Origin of the sequence: Phenylobacterium sp. (assembly GCF_035276905.1) — a bacterium.
In the GTDB taxonomy this organism is placed as follows: Bacteria; Pseudomonadota; Alphaproteobacteria; order Caulobacterales; family Caulobacteraceae; genus Phenylobacterium.
Genome location: NZ_DATELG010000284.1, coordinates 1 through 22,270, shown reverse-complemented (window position 1 = coordinate 22,270; position 22,270 = coordinate 1). Strand labels below are relative to the sequence as shown.

General features: G+C 70.0%; 25 protein-coding genes and 1 pseudogene. 12 read left to right on the top strand and 14 right to left on the bottom strand.

The annotated features are described in order from the left end of the window. Position 1: 1 nt before the first annotated feature. Together VJS38_RS13355 and VJS38_RS13350 are read left to right on the top strand one after the other, a co-directional pair. On the top strand, positions 2 to 820 hold the full coding sequence (locus VJS38_RS13355; protein WP_324088640.1) for a ferredoxin--NADP reductase: 819 nt from the start codon (positions 2 to 4) through the stop codon (positions 818 to 820). Between the two features lie 116 nt (positions 821 to 936). After that, on the top strand, positions 937 to 1,335 hold the full coding sequence (locus tag VJS38_RS13350) for a hypothetical protein (protein ID WP_324088639.1): 399 nt from the start codon (positions 937 to 939) through the stop codon (positions 1,333 to 1,335). A gap of 21 nt (positions 1,336 to 1,356) precedes the next feature. On the opposite strand, the gene VJS38_RS13345 is transcribed toward VJS38_RS13350, so the two are convergent. Beyond that, positions 1,357 to 2,214, bottom strand: coding sequence for a Kdo hydroxylase family protein (locus VJS38_RS13345; RefSeq protein WP_324088638.1), 858 nt, complete (start codon positions 2,212 to 2,214; stop codon positions 1,357 to 1,359). Positions 2,215 to 2,402: 188 nt separating this feature from the next. Beyond that, the gene (locus VJS38_RS13340) at positions 2,403 to 2,882 is read right to left on the bottom strand and encodes a 3D domain-containing protein (RefSeq protein ID WP_324088637.1); all 480 of its coding nucleotides are present in this window, start codon (positions 2,880 to 2,882) and stop codon (positions 2,403 to 2,405) included. Positions 2,883 to 3,275: 393 nt separating this feature from the next. Here VJS38_RS13340 and VJS38_RS13335 point away from each other — a divergent pair, with 393 nt between their 5' ends. The 5 genes from VJS38_RS13335 to VJS38_RS13315 all read left to right on the top strand — a co-directional run bounded on the left by VJS38_RS13335 (position 3,276) and on the right by VJS38_RS13315 (position 7,797). After that, on the top strand, positions 3,276 to 4,286 hold the full coding sequence (locus VJS38_RS13335; protein WP_324088636.1) for a S1/P1 Nuclease: 1,011 nt from the start codon (positions 3,276 to 3,278) through the stop codon (positions 4,284 to 4,286). Next, entirely contained in the window at positions 4,286 to 4,738 is a 453-nt protein-coding gene (locus VJS38_RS13330) for an NUDIX domain-containing protein (RefSeq protein ID WP_324088635.1), read from the top strand. The genes VJS38_RS13335 and VJS38_RS13330 overlap by 1 nt, the downstream gene beginning before the upstream one ends. Positions 4,739 to 4,803: 65 nt before the next feature. Continuing rightward, positions 4,804 to 5,709, top strand: coding sequence for a bifunctional methylenetetrahydrofolate dehydrogenase/methenyltetrahydrofolate cyclohydrolase FolD (gene folD / locus VJS38_RS13325; RefSeq protein ID WP_324088634.1), 906 nt, complete (start codon positions 4,804 to 4,806; stop codon positions 5,707 to 5,709). Between the two features lie 78 nt (positions 5,710 to 5,787). Then, on the top strand, positions 5,788 to 6,477 hold the full coding sequence (locus tag VJS38_RS13320; RefSeq protein WP_324088633.1) for an FABP family protein: 690 nt from the start codon (positions 5,788 to 5,790) through the stop codon (positions 6,475 to 6,477). Between the two features lie 207 nt (positions 6,478 to 6,684). Then, positions 6,685 to 7,797: a 3-deoxy-7-phosphoheptulonate synthase gene (locus tag VJS38_RS13315; RefSeq protein ID WP_324088632.1), complete on the top strand. Its 1,113-nt coding sequence runs from the start codon at positions 6,685 to 6,687 to the stop codon at positions 7,795 to 7,797. Here VJS38_RS13315 and VJS38_RS13310 read toward each other — a convergent pair. The 4 genes from VJS38_RS13310 to VJS38_RS13295 are packed head-to-tail and all read right to left on the bottom strand — an operon-like array spanning position 7,786 to position 11,295. Continuing rightward, the gene (locus VJS38_RS13310) at positions 7,786 to 8,415 is read right to left on the bottom strand and encodes an ABC-type transport auxiliary lipoprotein family protein (protein WP_324088631.1); all 630 of its coding nucleotides are present in this window, start codon (positions 8,413 to 8,415) and stop codon (positions 7,786 to 7,788) included. The genes VJS38_RS13315 and VJS38_RS13310 overlap by 12 nt on opposite strands. Then, positions 8,412 to 9,350, bottom strand: a complete 939-nt coding sequence (locus VJS38_RS13305) for an MlaD family protein (protein WP_324088630.1) — start codon at positions 9,348 to 9,350, stop codon at positions 8,412 to 8,414. Before VJS38_RS13305 ends, VJS38_RS13310 begins: the two co-directional genes overlap by 4 nt. Continuing rightward, positions 9,350 to 10,165 carry an ABC transporter ATP-binding protein gene (locus VJS38_RS13300; protein ID WP_324088648.1) on the bottom strand — a complete coding sequence of 272 codons (816 nt, stop codon included), beginning with the start codon at positions 10,163 to 10,165 and terminating at the stop codon, positions 9,350 to 9,352. The genes VJS38_RS13305 and VJS38_RS13300 overlap by 1 nt, the downstream gene beginning before the upstream one ends. 8 nt (positions 10,166 to 10,173) lie before the next feature. Further along, on the bottom strand, positions 10,174 to 11,295 hold the full coding sequence (locus tag VJS38_RS13295; protein WP_324088629.1) for an ABC transporter permease: 1,122 nt from the start codon (positions 11,293 to 11,295) through the stop codon (positions 10,174 to 10,176). A 236-nt stretch (positions 11,296 to 11,531) separates the two neighbouring features. On the opposite strand from VJS38_RS13295, the gene VJS38_RS13290 reads away from it, so the two are divergent. After that, positions 11,532 to 11,852 carry a hypothetical protein gene (locus VJS38_RS13290; RefSeq protein ID WP_324088628.1) on the top strand — a complete coding sequence of 107 codons (321 nt, stop codon included), beginning with the start codon at positions 11,532 to 11,534 and terminating at the stop codon, positions 11,850 to 11,852. On the opposite strand, the gene VJS38_RS13285 is transcribed toward VJS38_RS13290, so the two are convergent. After that, on the bottom strand, positions 11,773 to 12,828 hold the full coding sequence (locus VJS38_RS13285; RefSeq protein ID WP_324088627.1) for a cation diffusion facilitator family transporter: 1,056 nt from the start codon (positions 12,826 to 12,828) through the stop codon (positions 11,773 to 11,775). The genes VJS38_RS13290 and VJS38_RS13285 overlap by 80 nt on opposite strands. A gap of 199 nt (positions 12,829 to 13,027) precedes the next feature. On the opposite strand from VJS38_RS13285, the gene VJS38_RS13280 reads away from it, so the two are divergent. The 3 genes from VJS38_RS13280 (at position 13,028) to VJS38_RS13270 (ending at position 15,063) form a co-directional block, all read left to right on the top strand. Next, positions 13,028 to 13,483: an RcnB family protein gene (locus VJS38_RS13280; protein WP_324088626.1), complete on the top strand. Its 456-nt coding sequence runs from the start codon at positions 13,028 to 13,030 to the stop codon at positions 13,481 to 13,483. A gap of 85 nt (positions 13,484 to 13,568) precedes the next feature. Then, positions 13,569 to 14,039, top strand: coding sequence for a hypothetical protein (locus VJS38_RS13275; protein ID WP_324088625.1), 471 nt, complete (start codon positions 13,569 to 13,571; stop codon positions 14,037 to 14,039). Between the two features lie 61 nt (positions 14,040 to 14,100). Continuing rightward, positions 14,101 to 15,063 (top strand): hypothetical protein, encoded by a 963-nt coding sequence (locus tag VJS38_RS13270; protein WP_324088624.1) that lies wholly within the window; start codon positions 14,101 to 14,103, stop codon positions 15,061 to 15,063. A 15-nt stretch (positions 15,064 to 15,078) separates the two neighbouring features. Here VJS38_RS13270 and leuA read toward each other — a convergent pair whose 3' ends face one another. From leuA to VJS38_RS13245, 5 genes are all read right to left on the bottom strand, one after another. Further along, complete coding sequence (gene leuA / locus VJS38_RS13265) at positions 15,079 to 16,758, bottom strand: 2-isopropylmalate synthase (RefSeq protein WP_324088623.1); 1,680 nt, start codon at positions 16,756 to 16,758, stop codon at positions 15,079 to 15,081. 228 nt (positions 16,759 to 16,986) lie between these two features. Beyond that, positions 16,987 to 17,631, bottom strand: a complete 645-nt coding sequence (locus VJS38_RS13260) for a helix-turn-helix domain-containing protein (protein WP_324088622.1) — start codon at positions 17,629 to 17,631, stop codon at positions 16,987 to 16,989. Between the two features lie 122 nt (positions 17,632 to 17,753). Beyond that, positions 17,754 to 18,155: a response regulator gene (locus VJS38_RS13255; protein ID WP_324088621.1), complete on the bottom strand. Its 402-nt coding sequence runs from the start codon at positions 18,153 to 18,155 to the stop codon at positions 17,754 to 17,756. Positions 18,156 to 18,213: 58 nt separating this feature from the next. Beyond that, positions 18,214 to 18,819, bottom strand: coding sequence for a response regulator FixJ (fixJ, locus tag VJS38_RS13250; protein WP_324088620.1), 606 nt, complete (start codon positions 18,817 to 18,819; stop codon positions 18,214 to 18,216). Next, positions 18,812 to 20,323 carry a PAS domain S-box protein gene (locus VJS38_RS13245; protein ID WP_324088619.1) on the bottom strand — a complete coding sequence of 504 codons (1,512 nt, stop codon included), beginning with the start codon at positions 20,321 to 20,323 and terminating at the stop codon, positions 18,812 to 18,814. The genes fixJ and VJS38_RS13245 overlap by 8 nt, the downstream gene beginning before the upstream one ends. Before the next feature lie 107 nt (positions 20,324 to 20,430). Here VJS38_RS13245 and VJS38_RS13240 point away from each other — a divergent pair, with 107 nt between their 5' ends. Beyond that, the gene (locus VJS38_RS13240) at positions 20,431 to 20,712 is read left to right on the top strand and encodes a hypothetical protein (RefSeq protein ID WP_324088618.1); all 282 of its coding nucleotides are present in this window, start codon (positions 20,431 to 20,433) and stop codon (positions 20,710 to 20,712) included. Positions 20,713 to 20,733: 21 nt separating this feature from the next. Here the strand turns inward: VJS38_RS13240 and VJS38_RS13235 are convergent, their stop codons facing one another. Then, positions 20,734 to 21,828, bottom strand: a complete 1,095-nt coding sequence (locus VJS38_RS13235) for a YihY/virulence factor BrkB family protein (protein ID WP_324088617.1) — start codon at positions 21,826 to 21,828, stop codon at positions 20,734 to 20,736. 65 nt (positions 21,829 to 21,893) lie between these two features. Beyond that, positions 21,894 to 22,270 (bottom strand): annotated as a pseudogene (locus VJS38_RS13230) (hypothetical protein); the annotation flags it as partial.

Sequence of the window (22,270 nt, the reverse complement as noted above, 5' to 3'; positions counted from 1 at the left end):
TATGAACGACACTTCCATCGCGCCGAAGCCCGCCCTCAAGGCGAGCGGGGCCTTCTACGTCGAGACCGTGACCTGGGTTCAGCACTGGACCCCGCAGCTGTTCTCGTTCCGCACCACCCGCGACCCGGGCCTGCGCTTCACCAGCGGCCAGTTCGTCATGGTCGGCCTGATGACCGAGGAGGGCCGTCCGCTGGTGCGCGCCTATTCGATCGCCAGTCCCGCCTGGCACGACGAGCTCGAGTTCTACTCGATCAAGGTCCAGGACGGCCCGCTGACCTCGCGCCTGCAGAAGATCCAAGTGGGCGATCAGGTGCTCGTCGGCCGCAAGCCGACCGGCACCCTGGTGATGGACGGCCTTAAGCCCGGCAAGCGGCTCTACATGCTGGGCACCGGCACGGGCCTTGCGCCCTGGCTGTCGCTGGCGCGCGATCCGGAGACCTACGAGCGCTTCGACGAGGTGATCGTCACCCACACCGTGCGCGAGGTCGGGGACCTGAACTACCGCGAGCTGTTCGAGCATGACCTGAAGGCCGACGAGATCCTGGGCGAGCTGATCGGCGACAAGCTCACCTACTATCCGACGGTGACCCGCGAGCCGTTCAAGACCCAGGGGCGGATCACCGACCTGATCACCTCGGGCAAGATCTTCGCGAACCTGGGCGTGCCGCCGCTCGATCCGGCGGTCGACCGGCTGATGATGTGCGGCGGCCCGTCGGTGCTGGCGGACCTCAAGCAGATCCTGATCGACCGCGGCTTCGAGGAAGGCTCGATCGCCAATCCCGGCGACTTCGTGCTCGAGAAGGCGTTCGTCGAGACCTGACCTTTGCCGGCCCTCTCCCGCGGCGCGGGAGAGGGCTCGGCGACGTGACAACGATTGGCGCTGGGCAGAGCCCGACGGTTCGCATAAGGCTCCTGTTTCCAACTTTGGAGCCCATGATGCGCTTGCTGCTCGCCGCCGGCTTGATCGGCGCCACCCTAGCGTCCGCCGGGACTGCGCAGGCGCAGCCCGCCGGCGCATCAGCGACGACGGACGACGCCCGCTGCCTCCTGGCGATGGTCGCGCTCTCGAACGTCGAGGACCAGAACGCCCAGCACCTGGCGCAGGGCGGAATCGTCTACTTCACCGGCCGGATCGCGGGGCGCGAGCCCAACTACGACTTCGCCCGGCTCAAGGCCCTCGCCAACACGATGGACATGAAGGCGGCCCAGACCGACCTGCAGCAGCGCTGCGTCCCGATGTTCAAGGCGTCGATGCAGAAGGTGGAGGCCGCGCTCGCCGCGCCCGCCGGCGCCACGCCGCCGGCGAAACCTCCCGCGACGCCGCCCGGACACTAGGGAGCTGGGCGCGGGCGGCGCTCACGTCAGCTTGCGCTGCATCATGCGCTCAAGGACGGCGAGCGGCGCCGCCGCCGGATCGGCCATCGCCTCGACGGGAACGAAGAAAGTCTGCTCGAACGCGAACCGGCCGCTTCGCGCCGCGTGCGGCACGACGTCGGTGAACACCAGCCAGGTCGCGCCCGGCGCGAAGGCGAAGGTCTCGCACGCCGCATCGGCCTGATAGTCGTCGCTGGCCTTGGCCGCGTCGTGCAACTGCAGCATGACGTGGTCGTAGGCCGTGCGCCTTCCTTTGGTCAGGCCAAGGCCGAGCAGCATCCAGGGGACCAGCGGGGAGACCGGCCGCGTGGCGGGCAGGAAGCGCGCGGCGTGCTCGGCGAACGGCTCGCCGATCGCCCATACGCGATCGACGCCCGCGGGATTTACGTTGCGAAAGACTCGCAGAATCCGCCGGCCCTGCGTCGGCTGGGAAGGGAAGGCGTCGACGTGGAGGCGCCGGTCGTCCTTGCGCGGACTGATCGCGGCTTCGGCCGGACGCGGCCGAAAGCTCGTCTTGCCGACGTTGAGAGCCGAACCATAGCCGGGGAGCAGCCGCCGCACGAGCGCTTCCGCCCAAGCGGCGTATTCGGACAGGGCGCGGGCGAGCGTCGCCTCGTCCTCGGCCACGGCGCCTTTCAAGCGGCCTGTCACAGGATTGAAGCTGACGTTCTTGGCCCTGGATTCGGCCGAGGCGCCGAGGATGACCGGGTCGAAATCGAACGTGAGGGCCTCCGTCGCCACGACGGCCCCGGCTTCGAGCTGCTCCTGTAGATTGCTGGCGCCGGCCGCAACGAGCCGCCGCGCCCGCCGCGTGGATGAATCCGCGTCACAAAACCCCATGCAGACCTCCGGTCAGGAACGGCCTGTCTCGCGTCGGATCGTTCCGCGCCGCATTAACATCGGTTTGGCGCCGGCCGTTTCGGTCCCGCCATGAGCCTGCCCTGGGCTGTCGGGGCCGAACACGACAACGCCGCCGATCAGGGATCGGCGGCGCGTCGAGGTTCTGCAGGGGAACCCTGTGCGTCTAGCTAGCGCGGGGGGCAGCCCTTGAAGTCGCCGACCTTGACGGCGGTCAGGCTGGCGAGGTTCAGCGCGCGGAGCGGGTTCATGGACGCGGCGCTGAAGCCGGTGAAGAGGTCGATTCGCTTGCCCTTGATCGCCCCGCCGGTATCGGAGGCGTACCAGTAGCCGTCATGGGTCGAGCCGTCGGGCATCTTCAGGCCGACGGTCTCCTTGATGAAGAGCACCGAGCCCTTCGGAATCAAGTTCTTGTCGACCGCGGCGGTGCGCATGGCGACGACCTTGCAGCCGAGCGAATCCAGATTGCCCACGCCCTTGGCGCCGGCGTGGTAGAGCGTGGCCTTGACGTTCCAACCGGGCGCGCCGGGCATCGAGCCGGTGACCACCGACATAATCATGTCGCCGATCGGATCGGGAGCGGCGGCGCTGGCGTTTGTCGAAAGCGCGAGAGCCGAGAGGACGGCCAGGGCGGCGAGGCGGCGTCGCATGACGGCGTCTCCTTCGTCGTTGAACTGGTTCGTCCCGAGACTAACCACGGCTAGTCCGCAGGGCAACCCCGTGCGGCACAATGATGCTGCGCCTCACTTAAGTCGCATTCGTTGATGCCGGGTTACCAGGCCGAGTTGCCCAAGATCTGACAGTTAACGGCGCCCAGTGGAAGATTCGTGGACTTGGGGATGTGCCGAGGCTCGATTTTGAGCGACTTTCAGGGCCGCCAATGGGCCACGCATCATCTCGCGATTGCCTGCCCCTGGCCGCATCCGCGACGGCGCAATTTCACCTCCTGACGGCCCGGCGCTCGGCGCCGCTTGATCCATCGCAATGTGAAGTTTCCGCGACCCTGGCTTGCGCAGCCGAGCTTCTGGTCGCACAGGGAAGGCATGCGTCGTCGCCTCCTCGCCCTCTCGCTCGCGGCCGCCGCCGCGGCGGCGCCCTTGCAGGCCTGGGCCTGGGGGGCGACGGGACACCGGATCGTCGGCCGGACGGCGGAGGCGGCCCTGCCGGCCGATCTGCCGGCCTTCCTGCGCACGGCCCAGGCGGTCGACGCCGTGGGCGAGCTGTCGCGCGAGCCGGACCGGTCCAAGGCCGCTGGCAAGGTCCACGACAGCGACCGCGACGCGGGCCACTTCCTTGACCTCTCCGACGACGGGACCGTGCTGGGCGGGCCGCGTCTGGACGCGTTGCCGCCCAACCGGGCCGACTACGAGACCGCGCTGCGCGCCGCCGGCGCCGACAGCTGGAAGGCGGGCTATCTGCCCTATTCGATCGTCGACCGCTGGCAGCAGTTGGCCCACGACTTCGCCTATTGGCGGGTCCTGAAGGCGGCCGAGGCCAACCGCGCCTGGAAGAGCCACAGGGCCTGGTTCGCTGCCGATCGCCGCCGCCGCGAGGCGCAGATCCTGGAGGACATCGGCCAGCTGTCGCACTTCGTCGGCGACGGCGGCCAGCCGCTGCACGTCAGCGAGCACTTCAACGGCTGGGGCGATTTTGCGAATCCGGCGGGCTACACCACGGCCAAGGTGCATTCCCCCTTCGAGGGCCAGCTGGTCCACGATCGCGTCAAGCCAAAGGACGTCGCCGCGCGGGTCGCGCCGCTCAGGCTGTGCCATTGTGCGATCGAGAAACGCGCCGCCGAATATCTCGACGGCACGAACCGGCTGGTGATTCCCTTCTACGAGCTGGAGAAGGCCGGCGGCCTGAAGCCCGGCGACCCGCGCGGCGGCGCCTTCGCCCGCGACCAGCTCGCCCGCAGCGCCTCGGAGCTGCGCGACGAGATCGTCGAGGCCTGGATCGCAAGCGCCGAGGAGTCCGTTGGTTGGAAACCCGTCTCGGTCGCCGACGCCGTCGCCGGCCGGGTGGACCCCTATCCTTCGCTCTACGGGACCGACTGATGAGCGTTGTTCCACAGTTCGGAGATCCCGACCCCGGCCAGGACTACCCGGACCGGCCGGCGGCGTTCGTGGTGCTGGCGCACGAGGGACGGATCGCCTGCGTCCGCGTCGCCTGGCGGCGGGACGGGCCCAAGATCGATCTGCCGGGCGGGGGCCTGGATCCCGGCGAGACGCCGGCGGAAGCGGCGGCGCGCGAATGCGGCGAGGAGGCGGGCCTGAACGTCTCGATCGTCGGCGAGGCCTTCGTCCGCGCCGACCACTACTTCATCAACGGCGAGGGCGAGCGCCACAACACCCGCGGCCTGTTCTTCGAAGCGCGACTGGAGGGCGAGGCGCCGGAGCTGAAGATCGAGGACGACCACGCCCTGGTCTGGCTGGAGCCGCTGGCGGCGCTGAAGGCGCTGGACCGCGAGTCTCACGCCTGGGCGGTGACCGCCTGGCTGCGGCGCTAGCGGCCGCGGCGGGTTTGCGTCGCCCACCGTGAACGGCTACTGCGAGGGCCTGTTCCGGAGGCCCCATGGCTGAGCTCGCGCCTACTGCTGAACTCATCGACGGCAAGGTCTACGCCGAGCGCCTGCGCGCGCGGGTGGCCGAGGAGGTGGCGCAGCTGCGCCGCGACCACGGGCTGCAGCCGGGGCTGGCGGTGGTGCTGGTCGGCGAGGATCCCGCCAGCCAGATCTATGTGAAGTCCAAGGGCGAGCATTCGCTGGCCGCGGGCATGCATTCGGTGACCCACCGGCTGCCGCACGACACCGACCAGGACGAGCTCCTGAAGCTGGTCGCCGACCTCAACGCCGATCCCCTGATCCACGGCATCCTGGTGCAGCTGCCCCTGCCCAAGCATCTCGACGAGAAGGCCGTGTTGGCGGCGATCAGTCCGGACAAGGACGTCGACGGCCTGCACGTGGTCAACGCCGGTCGGCTGGCGAGCGGCCTGCCGGGGCTCTACCCCTGCACGCCGCTGGGCAGCATGATCCTGCTGCGCGAGACCCTCGGCGACCTGACCGGCAAGCGCGCGGTGGTCGTCGGCCGCTCGGTGCTGGTCGGCCGGCCGATCGCCCAGCTCCTGCTGCAGGCCGACTGCACCGTGACCATCGCCCACTCGCGCACCAAGGACCTGCCGGCCGTCTGCCGCGAGGCCGACATCCTGGTCGCCGCGGTCGGCCGGCCGCGGATGATCCGCGGCGACTGGATCAAGCCCGGCGCGACAGTGATCGACGTCGGCATCAACCGCGTGCCGTTCGACGACCCGCAGAAGGCCGCCGCCGGACGCACCAAGGTGGTGGGCGACGTCCACTTCAAGGAGGCGAGCCAGGTGGCCGGCGCGATCACTCCGGTGCCGGGCGGCGTCGGCCTGATGACCGTGGCCGTGCTGCTGCAGAACACGGTCACGGCGGCCAGGCGGCTGGCTGGCTTGGAATAGGCGGCGAGGCCGCCTGCGGTCTTGACGGCGAACGCCAGTCACGACAACCCGGGCTCTGAAGCTTGGCTGGAGCGAGCGATGACCGAGTTCCCCGACGACATCTTCACCGAGCCGGAACCCGATCCGGACACCCTGGCCAACCTCGGCCCGCTGCGCGCCCTGGCCGGCGTTTGGGAAGGCAAGAAGGGCGTCGACCTGAACCCGAAGGCCGAAGGGCCGGAGCGGCGGGAATTCCTCGAGCGCATCGAGATGCACCCGATCGACGCTCAGACCAACGGCCCGCAGCTGTTCTACGGCCTGCGCTACCACGTCCACATCATCTCGACGGACGAGGAGCCGACCTTCCACGACCAGGTCGGCTACTGGCTGTGGGAGCCGGCCACGGGGCTGATCCTGCAGACGCTGGCGATCCCGCGGGGCCAGGTGGCGCTGTCGAGCGGCCACGCCGCCCCGGATGCGACGAAGTTCAGCATCAAGGCCGAGCGCGGGGTTCCGAGCTACGGCATCTGCTCCACCGATTTCCTGGAGTGGGCGTTCCGCACTGATTCCTTTGAGCTGCAGGTGTCCGTCGACCCCGACGGCGGCGGCTGGAGCTATGTCTCCAACACCATGCTGGCCGTGCGCGGCCGCGCCGAGCCGTTCCTCCACGTCGATCGCAACACCCTGGTCAAGGTCGGCGAGCCCAAGCCCAACCCGATGCTGCTGATCAGCCGCGGCGTTCCCAAGTTCAAGGCGCACGGCTTCGAACAGCCGTCAGCCGGGCATTGACACGACTGCCCGGCCGCGTCATTTGACCGTCATGATCCGCGCCGCCGGCCAATATTCGTTTTGGTACTTCGGCTATCCGACGCCCCTGGCGCCGGCAGTGGATCGTTCGGCCTAAGAGAACCCTCTCCGCCGAAGACCCAGCAGCCGCCAGGGACTGGCGGCTTTTTTCATGGCCGCCGCCCGCCGAACCCCCCACGGGAACCCGCCATGACTTCCAAGACCGACGACCTTCGTATCGAGCATCTTGAGGTGCTCTCGCCTCCGGCCCAGGTGATCGGCGAGCAGCCGATGACCTCGCGCATCGAGGAAACCGTCGCCGGCGCGCGCCGCGCGATCCAGCAGATCCTGCACGGGCCGGACGACCGGCTGCTGGTGGTGGTCGGGCCGTGCTCGATCCACGACCCGAAGGCGGCGATGGATTATGCGCGCCTTCTGGCCGACGCCCGACGGCGGCACGCGGGCGAGCTGGAGATCCTGATGCGGGTCTACTTCGAAAAACCGCGCACGACGGTCGGCTGGAAGGGGCTGATCAACGATCCCCGGCTCGACGGCAGCTTCCGGATCGACGAAGGCCTGCGGCTGGCGAGGCGCTTGCTCCTGGACATCAACGCCCTGGAACTTCCGGCGGCCTGCGAGTTCCTCGACCTGATCACCCCGCAGTACCTGGCCGACCTCGTCGCCTGGGGCGCGATCGGCGCGCGCACCACCGAGAGCCAGATCCACCGCGAGCTGGCGTCCGGCCTCTCGTGCCCGGTCGGCTTCAAGAACGGCACCAACGGCGACGTGAAGATCGCCGTCGATGCGGTGCTGGCCGCGGCCCATCCGCACCATTTCCTGGCGGTCGACAAGCAGGGGCGGGCGGCGATCGCGGCCACCACCGGCAACGCCGACGGCCATGTGGTGCTGCGCGGCGGGGCGAAGCCCAACTATGACGCCGGCAGCATCGCCCAGGCGGCGGCCGAGCTCGCCAAGGCCGGCCTGCCGACGAGGCTGGTGGTCGACGCCAGCCACGCCAACAGCGGCAAGAATCCGGCCAATCAGCCCGGGGTGATCGCCGACCTCTGCGCGCAGATGGCGCTTGAAAAGGAAGGGAGGGGCGGCGCGCCGCACCTGATGGGGGTGATGATCGAAAGCCACCTCGTGGCAGGCCGCCAGGACCTGACGCCCGGGCGCGCGCTGACCTACGGCCAGTCGATCACCGACGGCTGCGTCGACTGGGCCACGACCGAGACGATGCTGGCCGACCTCGCCCAGGCGGTGCGTACGCGGCGCGAGACCGGGATCGGCGCGGGACGGCCGTTCGCGGCCTCAGCCTGCTGAGCTGTTGGTCCAGGCGACGACCTCGCCCAGCACCTTGCCGAGCGCTTGGTTGTAGGCGGCCACGATCGCCGTGACGCGGTTCTGGTCCGCCGGGGCCTCGGCCTCGAAGATCTGCTCCACCGCCTGGGAGCGGTCCTGGCTGCGCACCAGCACCGCGCGGATGCGGACGTGGACCACCGGGGCGGCGCCGGCGCCGTAACGGGCCTCGAAATTGCGGACGTCGAGGCGCAGCGCCACGTCGGCGCGGTTCGGCCCGCCGCGGCCAACCAGGCGAACCCGGCCGGGCTGGGCCTCGAAGGCGTTGGAGACCGCTTCGTCGAACAGCACCTCCGCCGGCGCCACCCAGCGGGCGTCGGCGATGTAGGCCGCCCGCTCGCCGGTGACGGTCAGGATCCGGTCGCCGGCCGCCTCGCGCACGAAGGCGCCGTTGGCGCGGAAGACGCTGATCGCGCCGACCGAGGAGGGCGCGCCGTTCGCCGTGGGCGTCGGGATCCCGAAGCGATAGAGCTGCGCCGGCGCGGACTTCGGCAGCAGGGTGATGCAGCCGCTGAGGCCGAGGGCGAGGCCAAGGGCGAGGACGGGGGCGAGCGCGAGCTTGGCGACGGCGGAACGTCTCATGGCTTCACCTTGATCTCCTGGCCGGTCGGCTTGCCGAGGGCGGCGGAGGGGTTGGACTGGATGTCGCTGAGGATCCGCTGCAGCGATTGGGCGGCGGTCTGCAGCTCGATCACCGACTGGGTGACCTGCGGCAGGCCGTTGGCGGCGAAGTCCGCGGTCGGCCCTTGCAGCTTGGCCACCAGGTTGCGGGCCTCGACAGCGGTCGCCTTGGCCTCCTGGGCGGCGTCGGCGGCGTTCTTCAGGGTGCGCCGGCCGTCGCCGTTCAGCATCTCGTCGGCGTCGGCGCTGAGCTTGGTGATCTGCTGGGCGGAGGCGTCGATGCTTTGCAGCGCTTCCTGGGCGTCGGCGACCAGCGCCTTGCGCTGGCGCAGCTCGGCGGTGACGGCCTGGGTGTCGGCGAGCGCGGTCGAGAAGGTCTTGATGTTCTGGTCGGACATCACCTGGTTGACCCGGTCGAGCGCCTCGATCGTGCGGGTGAGCACCGTGCCCCCACCCGCCAGCAGGTCGGCAAGCGCGCTGCGCTGGCTGGGGATCACCGGGATCTGGCCGTGCGGAACCGTGTCCTTGAGCAGCGGCTTCGTCGAGGTGCCGGCGCTGATCTGCACATAGTTCACGCCCGTGATCCCCTGCGGCTCCAGGGTGGCGTAGGAGTCGACGTGGATCGGCACGTCGGAGGTGACGCGCGCCCTGGCGATCACCCGCGAGGGATTGGTGCGGTCGAGCGCGATCCGCGTCACCTCGCCGACCTTGATGCCGTTGAAATGCACCTCGCCGCCCTGGCTCAGGCCCCGCACCGGGCCTTCGAACAGGATGTCGTACATGTCGTAGTCGCGGTTGAACTGCAGCCGCGCGAGCCAGATCACGAAGATCACCAGTCCGATGAACAGGACCAGGGTGGCCGTTCCCACCAGGGCGTAGTTCGCGTTCTTTTCCATCAGGCTTCCGTCCTCGCGGCCTCCGCGGCGGCGCGGCCGCGGGGACCCCCGAAGTATTCGCGGATCCAGGGGTGATCGGATTTCTCGAGCTCGCGGACCGGGGCCGTGGCCACCACCTTCTTGTCGGCGATGACGGCGACGCGGTCGGTGATCGCGTAGAGCGTGTCGAGGTCGTGGGTGATCATGAAGACCGTCAGGTCCAGGCTATCCGAAAGGTCCTTGATGAGCTCGTCGAAGGCGCCGGCGCCGATCGGATCGAGGCCGGCCGTCGGCTCGTCGAGGAAAAGGAGTTCCGGGTCGAGCGCCAGCGCCCGCGCCAGGCCCGCGCGCTTGCGCATGCCGCCGGAGAGCTCGGCCGGCTTCAGGGCGCTGGAGTCGGGCCGGAGGCCCACGAGGGCGATCTTCAGGTCGGCGAGTTCGTAGGCCTGCTTCTTCGTAAGCTCGGTGTGCTCGAACATCGGGGCGGCGACGTTCTCGCGAACGGTCAGGTTGGAGAACAGCGCGCCCTGCTGGAAGAGCACGCCCCAGCTGCGGTTGATCGCATCCCAGCGCCGGCGCGAAGCGTGCGCCAGGTCCTGGCCGAAGATCCGCACCACGCCCGCCTGCGGGCGCCTGAGGCCGATGATGGTGTTGAGCAGCACCGACTTGCCGGCGCCGGAGCCGCCAACCACCCCCAGCACCTCGCCGCGCTCGACCGTCAGGTTGAGGCGGTCGTGCACCACATGGTCGCCGAAGGCGTTGACCAGGCCGCGCACCTCGATCGCTGGGCCTTCGCCGTCGCGCAGCGCGTCGTCGGCCTGCAGGTCGGCTTCCATTTCGGCGCTCAAAGGCCCAGCTCCATGTAGACCAGGGCGAAGGCCGCATCGATGACGATGATGGCGAAGATGGCGTGCACCACCGCCGCGGTCACCCGCCGGCCGAGGGACTCGACGTCGCCGCCGACCTCCAGCCCCTGGCGGCAGCCGATGCCGGCGATCACCGCGGCCATCACCGGCGCCTTCGAAAGGGCGATCCAGAAGTGGGTCGCGCCGACGTTGTCGAGGATGCGCTGGAAGAAGAAGCCGGGGCCCAGGCCCAGCACGGACCAGGTGACGACCAGGCCGCCGAACAGGCCCGCGACCGTGGCGATGAAGGTCAGGAGCGGGATGGTCAGCAGGAGCGCGGCGAACCGCGGGAAGACCAGCGCCTCGTAAGGGTCGACCCCCAGCACCTGCATGGCGTCGATCTCCTGCTGCATCTTCATCGAGCCGATCTCGGCGGCGAAGGCCGAGGCAGAGCGGCCGGCCAGCAGCACCGCGGTGATGATGATGTTGAACTCGCGGGTGACGGCGATGCCGATCAGCTCGACGGCGAAGACCTCGGCGCCGAATTGCCGCAACATGTTGGCGCCCAGAAGGCCTACCACCGCGCCGATGAAGAAGGAGGTGGTGGCGACGATCGGCAGGGCGTCGAAGCCGGCCCGCTCCATCAGCGACACCAGGGCGGGCGCGCGGATGCGCCGCGGATTGACGATGGCGCGCATGAGCACGATCAGCAGATGGCCGAGAAAGACCATGGTCTCGCTCATCTCGATCGCCATCTCGACCACGGCCTTGCCGATGCGGACGGTCAGCGCCTGGAAGCTGTGGGGCGTGTGCACGGGCGTCGCCGGGGCCGTGTAGGCGGCGCGCACCAGCTCCATCAGGCGCAGGCTCTCGGGGCGCCCGGTGATGCGCGACAGCTCGAAGTCGGCGCCGACCGCGCGCACGATGGCGTAGGCGCCCGCGGTGTCCAGCCGATGCACCTGGCCGAGATCGAGGCGGAGCTTCGCAGCCCCGGCCTCGCGTACGGCCTGCGCCAGGCCGGTCTCCGCCCCGCCCATGCGGGCCGCGGTCCAGTCGCCGGCGAGCGACAGGCGCGGGCCTTCCGCCGAAGCGCTGACGCTGAAGTCGGCGGGCCTGTCCATCAGCGGCAAGGGACTCCATTGCAAAAACCGGTGGCGCCGCCCCCGGCGAACGGCCTGCGGCGCAGGTTGTTCCGCCCGCGCCCCGGGCGGCCATCGCGCGACATAGGGCCACGATCTCGCACAGGTCGAGCTTGCGGCCAAGTTGGGCCAACTTTTGGCCCAACTCCCACCGGATGCAGGGCGGGCAGGAGGCCGCCTGCGGGCGCCTGCGCCAACGAGAAGGGTGGAGAGTAGCTTTGAACCGCCAAATCGAATTCGCCGGCAAATCCGGCGCCCGCTACCGCTACACGCCGCTGGAAGAAGACCGCTTCGTGCCTCCGGCCGGCGCCAACTACGTGATCGCCGAACTGACGCCGGAGGGACCGAGCGTCGTCTATGCCGGCGAGACGGACAACCTGGCGAATCAGGCCTGGCGCGCGGCGCTCGAGGAGGCGCGCAAGACCTATGCCGCCGCGCGGGTGCTGACCCGCCTGAACGTCACCCGGGCGGTCCGCGAGGCCGAGCGCGCCGATCTGGTGGAGCAGTATCATCCGCCGATGAACGGGGCGCCGAACTAGCAGTCTTGTCAGCGCGCTGGGGCGCGGGCGCCGAGTGCTCGGGGAACTCGAAGAGGACGTCGCAGACGCGCGCGTCGGCCGAGCGGATGTCGGCGGTGATCTGCGCCAGCCCGTCCATGGCTGCGGCGTAGGACGGCTGGTCCTTGAAGCGCCAGGCGACGGTCACGAGGATGGTCCGTGGGCCGAGATGCAGGGTGCGCAGGCGAAGCGGCTCGCCCAGGTGCGCCGCGCGCCCCAGGGCCTGGCGCACGCAGTCCTTGATGATCGGCGTGGCCGCCTCGCCCGCGATCAGGCTGCGGGTCTCGTTGGCCAGGAAGGCCGCGACGGCGACCAGCAGCACGCCGATCAGCACGGAGGCCGCGCCGTCGGCCCAGGCCCAGCCCAGCAGGGTCGAGCCGGCCACCCCGGCCGCCGCCATGGCCAGGCCGATCATGGCGGCGCCGTCCTCCATAAGCGTGGCGAAGACGTTCGGGTCCTTGCTGTGCCGCAGGAAGGAGACGAGCCGCACGTCCCGGCCGCGGACGATATGCCGGTATTCGCGATAGGCGATGCGAAAGGTCAGGCCGTCGAAGAGCGCCGAGGCGGCAAGCACGCCGAAGCTGACCAGGGGGAGGGTGACGGGCTGCGGGTGCAGCATCCGTTCGACGCCCTCCCAGATCGACACCGCGCCGCCCGCCAGGAAGACCATCAGGGCGACGATGAAGGACCAGAAGTAGGTCTCCATGCCGTAGCCGAACGGGTGGCTGTCGTTGGGCGGACGCGCGGCGCGCTTCTGGCCCATCAGCAACAGAAGCTGGTCGCCGGTGTCGACCAGGGAGTGGATGCCCTCGGTGAGCATCGCCGTCGAGGCGGTGAAGGCGAAGGCGGCGAACTTGGTGGCGGCGATCGCCAGGTTGCCGGCGAGCGCCGCCAGCACGACCTTGCGCGCCCCGCCGACGTCCGGCCCGTTCGAGGTCTTGTCACGCCCCTTCTGCATCGCGCTGCTAAAGGGCGCGGGCGAGGGGAGGGGTTCCGCGGGCGAGGCGCCCGCCGAAGGAAATTGCCGAGGTCGTAGCAACCTCAGCGCTGCCATGGGCGTTTGGGCCCAGTTCACGCCGGAGGCGAACCTGAGCGCCAGATGAACGGCCCGCACCGGGTTCAGTCATGCTGACGGTCTTAAGGTGTCGAACCTGGCAATGGAGATCGTGATGAAGAAGATCCTTATCGCGGCGCTTGCGGCGACCACGGCCCTTACTGGCGTGATGTCTGCCGGCGCCGCCTCGGCGCAGCCCTATTACGGTGACCGCGATCATCGCGACCGCGGCGACTGGGATCATCACCGCGGCGGCGGTTGGGATCGCGACCACCGCGACTGGGACCGCCAGTACAACCACGAGCGCTGGAACCACGGCCCGCCGCGCTATTGGGGCGGCCGTTACGGCTATAACGGCTACGACGGCCGCTGGCGCGTTGGGCAGCGCTACCCCTACTGGCGCGACAACCGCTATGTGATCAGCGACTACCGCGCCTACCGGCTGCCGCCGCCGCGTCCGGGCTATCGCTATTATCGTGACGACCGCGGCGACATCGTCATGGCCGCGATCGCCTCCGGCGCCATCGGCCTGATCATCGGCAGTGCGCTGAGCCAATAACAGGCGCGTGCGGGGCGGCCAGCAGGCCGCCCCGCGGCCCGATTGCGGCTGGCGAGCCGCCACCGGCGGATGCTACGCGCCGGGCATGAGCACGCAGACCACCCTCTGGGTCGAGACTTCGCATCACGCCGCCTTCCGTGTCGGCGGCTGGGCCTTCGTGCGCCGGGATCCCGACGGGGGGCTGAGCGGCCATGCCGGCGGCGAGCGCCGCGTCACCGCCGAACGCACGGCGCTGCAGGCCTTGCTCGCCGCGCTCAAGGACGTCCGCCGCCCGGCGCGGGTGCTGGCCGCCGCCCCGTTGATCCTCGCCATTCCCGCCCGCGTCGCCGCGGCCCAGGCTGGGGAGCACCCGCCCAGCGAGGACCTCGACCTTTGGGCCCAGGCGATGACGGCGCTGTCCAGCGGCGGCCTCGAGATCGGCAGGACCGCGCCCGGCGATCGCACGAGCCTCTTCGCCGCGGCCTGGGCCGAACTCGGGCGCGATCGGGCCAAGGACAAGGGGCCGTTCACCTCGGCGATTCCAAAGCCCAATCTGGCGAAGTCCGGCGCGGATTGACGATCGCAGGCGTAACCGCGTTTGCGCAAAGCGCCGCTGGGGATCAGAGTGCGGCGTAACGATGAGTCTCGAAGCTCCCATTTCCACCCTACGGTTGGCTCTGCGCAACTCGAACGCATTCGTGGTCGAGATGCTGACGGTGTGCCGCGGGGGGCGGGACTTCACGGACGCGCTGATCCTGATGACCCTGGTGCAGTGCAATTCCGCGCCGATCGTCGGCGATATCGTGCTCCAGCGGCGCTATGGCGCCTTCGAGACGCCGGCCCCGGAGAGCCTGCGCCGACCGATCAGCGTCAACGCCATATCGGCCTCCCTGGGCATGCCGTTCGAAACCGTTCGACGGCGAGCGAAACGATTGATCGCCGACGGGGTCTGCGCCGTCGTCCCCGAGGGCCTTCAGTTGCGCCAGGCGCCGTTGACATCGGATGCGCATCGTTGCGCGCTCGAAAAGGTCTACGGCCTGGTGCGCGATCTCTATCACCGCTTCAAGCGCGCGGGCTGCCTTGAGCTGATGGGGTTGCCGGCGGAGGGCAGCGCCCCCTGGACGGAGCCGTCTCCGCCAGTGCGGATCGTCTGGCGCGCGGCGTCCGACTACGTGCTGCGGGTCATGGAGCTCGTGCTGCCCAACTTCCACAACCTGTCACGCGCCTTCATCGTGATGGCGGTGGTGCGGGCCAACACCGAGGGAATGCCCGACACCGTGCGGGGCGCGGACGGCGCCGAGGTGGGCGCCTTCCCGGCCGACTATCTGCGCCGGCCGGCGCGGGCGAGCGAGGTGGCGACGATCCTTGGGCTTCCGCACGAAACCGTGCGCCGCCACCTCGCGGCCCTGATCGCCGAAGGGCGCTGCGAGCGCGTGCGCGACGGGGTGATCGTGCCCGCCAGCGTGCTGGCGCGCCAGAACGTGCTCAACGCCTGGGGGCCGAACTTCCGCAATCTGAGCCGGATGTTCGGGGAACTCAGCGGCGCCGGCGTGCTCGCGCTGTGGGACGGCGAGACGGCGGCAGGCCAGAGCGCGGCGTGACCGCCGCGCTCGCGACTAACTTCCCGCGCGCGCCGCGTTGGCGGCGCTGAGGATCGCCCGCACGGACGCGGTGGCCACGTCGGCGTCCATACCGACCCCGAACACCACGCCGCCGTCGCTGGTGCGGCACTGGACATAGGCCGCCGCCTGGGCGTCGCCGCCGGCGCCGATCGCGTGCTCCTGGTAGTCGACCACGTCGAGAATAAGGCTGCAGCCGCTCTCGAGCGCGGCCAGGCAGCTGGAGATCAGGCCATTGCCGCGGCCTTCGATCGTCAACGGCTGGCCGTCGACCTTCAACTCGCCGACGAAAACCCGCTGCTGGTCGGCGCGCGAAGCGCCGGTCTCCTCGAAGCCGACGAGTTCGATCGGCTGGCCGGGCGTCAGGTGGTAGGCCCGCTGGAAGGCGTCCCAGATGTCGGCGGTGGCGAGTTCGCGGCTGGTCTCGTCGGCCAGTTGCTGCACCACGCGGCTGAAGTTGGCCTGCATCGGTTTGGGCAGCTTCAGGCCCTTGTCCTGCTGCAGCACCCAGGCGACGCCGCCCTTGCCGGATTGGGAGTTGACGCGGATCACCGCCTCGTAGGTGCCGCCCAGGTCCGCCGGGTCGATCGGCAGGTAGGGCACGTCCCAGAGCTGGTCGTTACGCCGGGCCTGGGCCTCGAAGCCCTTCTTGATCGCGTCCTGGTGGCTGCCCGAGAAGGCGGTGAACACCAGCTCGCCCGCGTAGGGGTGGCGCGGGTGCACCGGCAACTGGTTGCAGTACTCCACGGTCTTCACGACCGTCTCCATGTCGGAGAAGTCCAGCCCGGGCGAGACGCCCTGGGTGTAGAGGTTGAGCGCCAGGGTCACCAGGTCGACGTTGCCGGTGCGCTCGCCGTTGCCGAACAGGCAGCCCTCGACGCGGTCGGCGCCCGCCATCATCGCCAGCTCGGCGGCCGCCACTCCGGTGCCGCGGTCGTTGTGCGGATGCACCGAGATCAGCACGCTGTCGCGGCGCGAGATATTGCGGCACATCCACTCGATCTGGTCGGCGTAGACGTTGGCCGAGGCGGCCTCGACAGTGGCCGGCAGGTTGAGGATCACCGGCTTTTCCGGCGTCGGCTCCAGCACGTCCAGCACCGCCTCGCAGACCTCCAGGCTGAAGTCGAGCTCGGCGGTGGAGAAGGTCTCGGGACTGTACTCGAAGCGCCAGTCGACGCCGGGGCGCTTCTCGGCCTGTTCGCGCAGGATGCTGACGCCCTCGACGGCCAACGCCTTCACGCCCGCGCGGTCCAGGTTGAAGACGATGTTCCGCCAGGCCGGCGAGACGGCGTTGTAGAGGTGGACGGTGGCGGCGCGCGCGCCTTCCAGGCTCTCGAAGCTCTTCTCGATCAGATCGCGCCGCGATTGCGTCAGCACCTGGATCATGACGTCGTCGGGGATGCGCCTATCGCGGATCAGCCCTTGGATGAAGTCGAACTCCGTCGCGCCGGCCGACGGGAAGCCGACCTCGATCTCCTTCAGGCCGACCTTCACCAAGAGCTCGAAGAAGCGCTGCTTCTTCTCGGCGTTCATCGGATCGGCGAGCGCCTGGTTGCCGTCGCGCAGGTCGGTGGAGAGCCAGCGGGGGGCCTTGGTGATGGTCTTCGACGGCCACTGCCGGTCGGGCAGGTTGACCTGGGGGAACGGGCGGTATTTGACCGAAGGGTCGCGCAGCATCGGGTGCAGCTCTCGCTGAGAGGCGGAATGGGAATGTCGGTTTGGCCTCGCGCCTCGCGCGTCGCCGCCGGCAGGGCCGTCTAGATCCGGCGGCCGCCGGTAAGTCGCGTCGTCGCGCGAAGCAGGGCTGCAAGCGTGCTGGCCATGGGCGGCTTGTAGCGGGCGGCGCGGCGGATGGCTAGAGCCAGATCCGTCAGAATGCGCTGCGCCCTTCCCTCATCCAGGGTGTCAGGCCGCCAGATCCTCAAGCGCGTCCCAGCGCGTCACGGTGAAGTTGCGATAGCCGTCGAACTCGACGACCGAGGCGCTCTGCAGCTGGGTCAGCATCCGCGAGACGGTCTCGATCGTCAGGCCCAGGTAGTCGGCGACGTCCTGGCGGGTCATCGGCATCGCGACTCGGCGCCCCGCGCCGTCCCGCTGCGCCAGGCTCATCAGGAAGCTGGCGACCCGCTCGCAGGCGGTCTTGCGGCCCAGCGTCAGCACGTGGTCCTGGGTCCGCTCCAGCTCGCGCCGAATCGCCTCCCAGATCGCCCGGTCCAGCCGAGCCTCGCCGGCCAGCGCCTGGATCGTCGACCTGCGGACCGCCAGCAGGGTGGTGTCGCAGAGCGCCTCGGCCGAGAACCGGTGGATCGGCCCGGTCTCAAGCAACAGCTCGCCCGGAAAGTAAAAGGCGCCGACCTGGCGGCGGCCGTCGCCCAGGAGCCGCGTCGTCCGCACCGCGCCTGAGACCACGAGGCGCAGGAACTCGACGCGGTCGTCCTGGGCGAAGATCTCCTGGTCCTTGTTGAAGCGGGTCAGCGCGCCCAGACGCCGCATGACGTCGGCGACGTCGTCGGGCGTGGCGTGGGTGTCGGTGTCGCAGGCGAGCGTCATCACGGTCCCTCCAAGCTGGGCCAAGCCACGCCATGAAGCCTGCCGGACGCGCGCGCGCAGCGACAGTCGGGAAGTTCACTTAAGTACTTTCCCGTAGCGGGCCTGCTTCAGCTTGCGGGTTTTCAGCCGGGCGCCAGGACCTCGCGAATGCAGGTGGTAAGGACGTCGCCCAGCAGCGGCTTTTCCAGCACCACGGCCTGCGCGCAGCGGGCCCGGGCATGCAGGGCGGGACTTGCGTAGCTGGTGATCAGGATGGCCGGCAGGGTCACCCCGCGGCGGCGGAGGTCGTCGAGCGCGGCCAGGCCGTCCAGCCCGCTCAGCCTGAAGTCGATGACCAGGCAGGCCTCGGCGGGGAGGGGGATCTCGACCAGCTGCTCGCCCGTCTCGCACGTCACCACGCGAAAGCCGTCGATCTCCAGGGCGAAGCGCAGCGCCTGCAGCAATGCGACGTCGTCGTCGACCAGCACCACGGTAGGCGAGGCGGGGGCCGGAGCCGCTGACGAGGGCGTCGCTGACGCTGGCATCCCCCCTTTTGGCGGGCGGCGGCGGAGCTGCGCCTTGATCTAGCGCAACTTCGGCTGGTCACGGCCGCGTGAGCAAGACCATCCGCACCAGCTCGGAGAGGCTGCGCGCCCCGGTCTTCGACATGACGTTGGCCCGGTAGACCTCCACGGTCCGCGGGCTGATGCTGAGATCGTGGGCGATCATCTTGTTCAGCTTGCCCTCGACGACGCCCGCCAGCACCTCGCGCTCGCGGGGCGTGAGTTCCCCGAGCACGTGGCGGACCCGCTCGCGCGCGGCCTCGTCCGTCGCCGCTTTCGACCGGTCGGCCAGAGCCGAGCGGATCGCCGCCAGCAGGCTCTGCTCGTCGAACGGCTTCTCCAGGAAATCCACCACGCCGGCCTTCATCGCCTCGACGGCGAGCGGTACGTCGCCGTGGCCGGTGATCATGATGATCGGCAGGGCCGGCTCACGGACCTTCAGCCGCCGGACCAGGTCCAGGCCGCTCATCCCCGGCATCCGCACGTCGGTGACGACCACGCCCGCCGCGGCCTCCTCCAGCTGGTCGAGGAAGCCGGCGGCGGACTCGTAGGTCCGCGCCGGCAGGCCGGCGGCGTCGAGGAGGAAGGCGAGCGAATCGCGCATCGCCTCGTCGTCGTCGATGACGTGCACGACCGGGCTAGTCATTCGCCTGCAGCTCCTCCCTTCGAACCGCCCGCAGCGTGAAGTGGAATTTCGTCCCGCCGCCGCCGCCGGGCTCCGCCCAGATGCGGCCGCCGTGCGATTCGACGATCGTCCGCGAGATCGAAAGGCCGATCCCCATGCCCGTGGCCTTGGTGGTCATGAAGGGCTGGAACAGGTGCTCGGCGATCTCGGGCGCGATTCCCCGCCCGGTGTCGGCCACCGTCACCTCGACCATGGCGTCGGCGAGCGGACGGGCGGCGACCGAGAGCTCGCGGACCGGCGAGGACTCCATGGCGTCGATGGCGTTGCGCATCAGGTTCAGCACGACCTGCTGCACCTGCACCCTGTCGGCGATCACCAGGTCGACGCCGCTGGCGATGTCGAAACGCATGTGCACGGCGTGCTCGTTGGCGCCGATCATGGCGAGCGCGCCGGCCTCTTCCAGCAGCTTGGGCAGGCTCTCGATGCGCCGTTCGCCCTCGCCCTTGGCTACGAAGTCGCGCAGACGCCGGATGATCTGGCCGGCGCGCAGCGCCTGTTCGGCGGCGCTGGACAGTGCGCCGCCGATCTTGACCTTGTCCGCCGGTTCCGCGGCCAGGAGGCGCTCGGAGCCCTTGACGTAGTTGGCGATCGCCGAAAGCGGCTGGTTGAGCTCGTGGGCCAGCGCCGAGGCCATCTCGCCCAGCGCCGTCAGCCGCGAGACGTGCGTCAGCTCCGCCTCCATGTCCCGCAGCCGCCGTTCGGCGCTCTCGCGTTCCGTCAGGTCGCGAACGAAGCCGGTGAACCGCCGCCGCTCGCCCGAGCGCACCTCGCCGATCGACAGCTCCACCGGAAAGGTGGATCCGTCCTTGCGTTCGCCCACCACCACCCGCCCGACGCCGATCACCCGACGCTCGCCGGTGGCCTTGTAGCGGTCGATGTAGCCGTCGTGCCCGTCGCGGTAGGGCTGCGGCATCAGGATCGAGACGTTGCGGCCGATCACCTCCTGGGCGCTCCAGCCGAACAGACGCTCGGCGGCGGGACTGAACAGGTCGATCCGGCCCTGCTCGTCGATGACGATCATGCCGTCGGGCGCGGTCTCCAGGATCGAGCGCAGGTGGGCCTCGCGGGCCTCCAGGCGGCGCAGGGCCTCCGCCGTCTCGGCGGCCCGGTTGTTCAGCGCGCGCCCGGCCGCACCCATCGCGGGGGCGAGGGCCTGGAAGATCAGGGCGTCGACGAGGTTCGCCGGGTCGCTGACCAGCGTTACGCCAAGGAAGAAGATCGTCCCGCACAGGCTGGCGAGCGCGGCCGTGACCGCCGGGCCGACTCCGCCGAGCGCAGCGGAGAACGCCACCGCCGGCACGAAGATGACCATCAGGGTGCGGTCGTGGAAGAGCGGGTCGAGCACGCCGCGCACGGCGATCGACATCGCCGCCGCAGCCAGAGCCAGCAGATAGACGAGCCCCGGCCGTGCGCGGATCGGGTCGAGAGGCCGATGTGGCGGAGCTCGCGGGCCGCTGAGCGTCATATCGAAGGTGTAAGCCGCCCGGCCCGGCTTTTGAAGCGCCGCCCCGCCTGGCAACCGGCTCCACGCTTGCGGGTTACGCTCCAGGGCAAAGACTTGAGGAGCAGTTCATGGTGCAAAAGCACACCGAGGAAGCCGGCAAGCGCGCCTACACCCACGGTTCGAGCGGAGCCAACGCCGACATGGCCGTCGAAGGCTATCCCAAGCACGAGGACCGCCACATCGAGACGCCGCACGCCCGCCCGGCGGAACCCTTGCCCGAGGGCAAGAAGCACGACCAGCTGGCCGACAAGAAGGCCGCCTCCGAGAGCCACCAGGAAGCCCTGCTGGACGAGGCGATCGAAGAGACCTTCCCGGGCAGCGACCCGATCAGCCCCAAGCACATCACCTGACGGAGGCCTGCGGCGCGGGCGCTACGGCGCCTGGGCCGCTCCCACGGTGTCGGCCATGACGGCGCGGCGGAAACCCATCGGCCGGGGCGCGCCGGTGGTGGTGTCGACGGTCGTCTGGTGCTCGATCTCGGCGTTGAGCTCGGCCCCCGCCAGGACCACGACCATCGACAGGTAGATCCACACCATGAAGCCGATCGCCGCGCCCAGCGAGCCGTAGGTCTGGTCGTAGTGGGCGAAGCCCGAGACGTAGGCCGAGAACAGCGCCGAGGTCGCCAGCCAGAAGAGGACGACCGCGGCGCTGCCCCAGGTGATCCACTTCCAGCGCGCCGGCTCGCGGCTCGGCCCGAAGCGATAGAGCAGGGCCAGGCCCACGATCAGGGCGACGACGAGCGCGGGCCAGGTGATCCAGCCGAAGACGGTTGCGGCATGGGTTCCGACGAAGGTCGCGATCGCCGGCTGCGCCGCCAGGAAGGCGATCGCCGCGATCGAGAAGGCCAGAAAGCCGAGGGTGAAGGCCAGCGAGACGAAGGTCCGGCGCAGCCAGCTGCGTCGCTCGTGTTCTTCGTAGGCGATGTTCAGGCCGGTCATCAGCGACCGGATCGCGCCGTTCGCGGTCCAGACCGAGGCCACGAAACCGGCGAGGAACGCGGCCGACTGGCCGCCCTTGTCCGCTGCGGCGAGCCGCATCATCTGCTCGCCGATCAGGTTCAAGGCGGCCGGCGGCAGGAAATGGGCCAGCACGGCGAGCTGGCGCTCGACCTCGCCCACGTCGGCGAACAGGCCGTAGAGCGCGACGAAGGCGGCAAGGCCGGGAAAGATCGCCAGAATGGTGAAGAAGGTGACGCCCGCCGCCACCATCGGAACCTGGTCTTCGAAGAACTCGCTCCAGGTCCGCAGCAGTATGTCGCGCCAGCCGCGCTTGGAGATTTCGCGGGGAGAGCGCGCCATGCGTCCGCGTCCCTTCTCGCGCCGGGCGATAGGCGGGCGAGCCGGCTGCAGCAGGGCGAGGCCCGCGCCGGCCAGGACCATCAGCGGGGCGATGTCCCAGGCCAGGCTCTCGCGCCGCCGATGCGTGGCCGGGTCCTTCCCTGCTTTGGCCTTCCGCCGTCTGCCCATCGCCGCCTCGCTGCCCCGAACGAGGGCGGCAATGCCTGGGCTCGGCCGTGGTTCCGACTGTGAGGTCAGGCGCTTGCGCGCAAAGCCTCATAGGCCTCCTGGGCCTCGAGCCACTCGGTCTCGGCGGCTTCGACCGCGGCCTCGGCGGCGTCGCGGCGGCGGCCGAGCTCGGCGGCCTTGGCCGGATCCTTGGCGAAGATCGCCGGATCCGTCAGCGCCGAGTCGATGCGCGCCAGCTCCTCCATCGCCCGGGCCAGCGCCGCCTCCGCATTCTCGGCGCGGCGGCGGGCGGGGCCCGTCGGAACCTTGGCCCGCGGCGGGGACGGGGAGGGCGCGGCCGGCCTGGCCTCGGGCTCGCGCACCTGGGTCAGTTCCGTGTCGGTGAGCTGGTCGCGGTCCTGGGCGCGCGCCTGGCACGCGGTCCTGTTCGCCAGGATCAGGG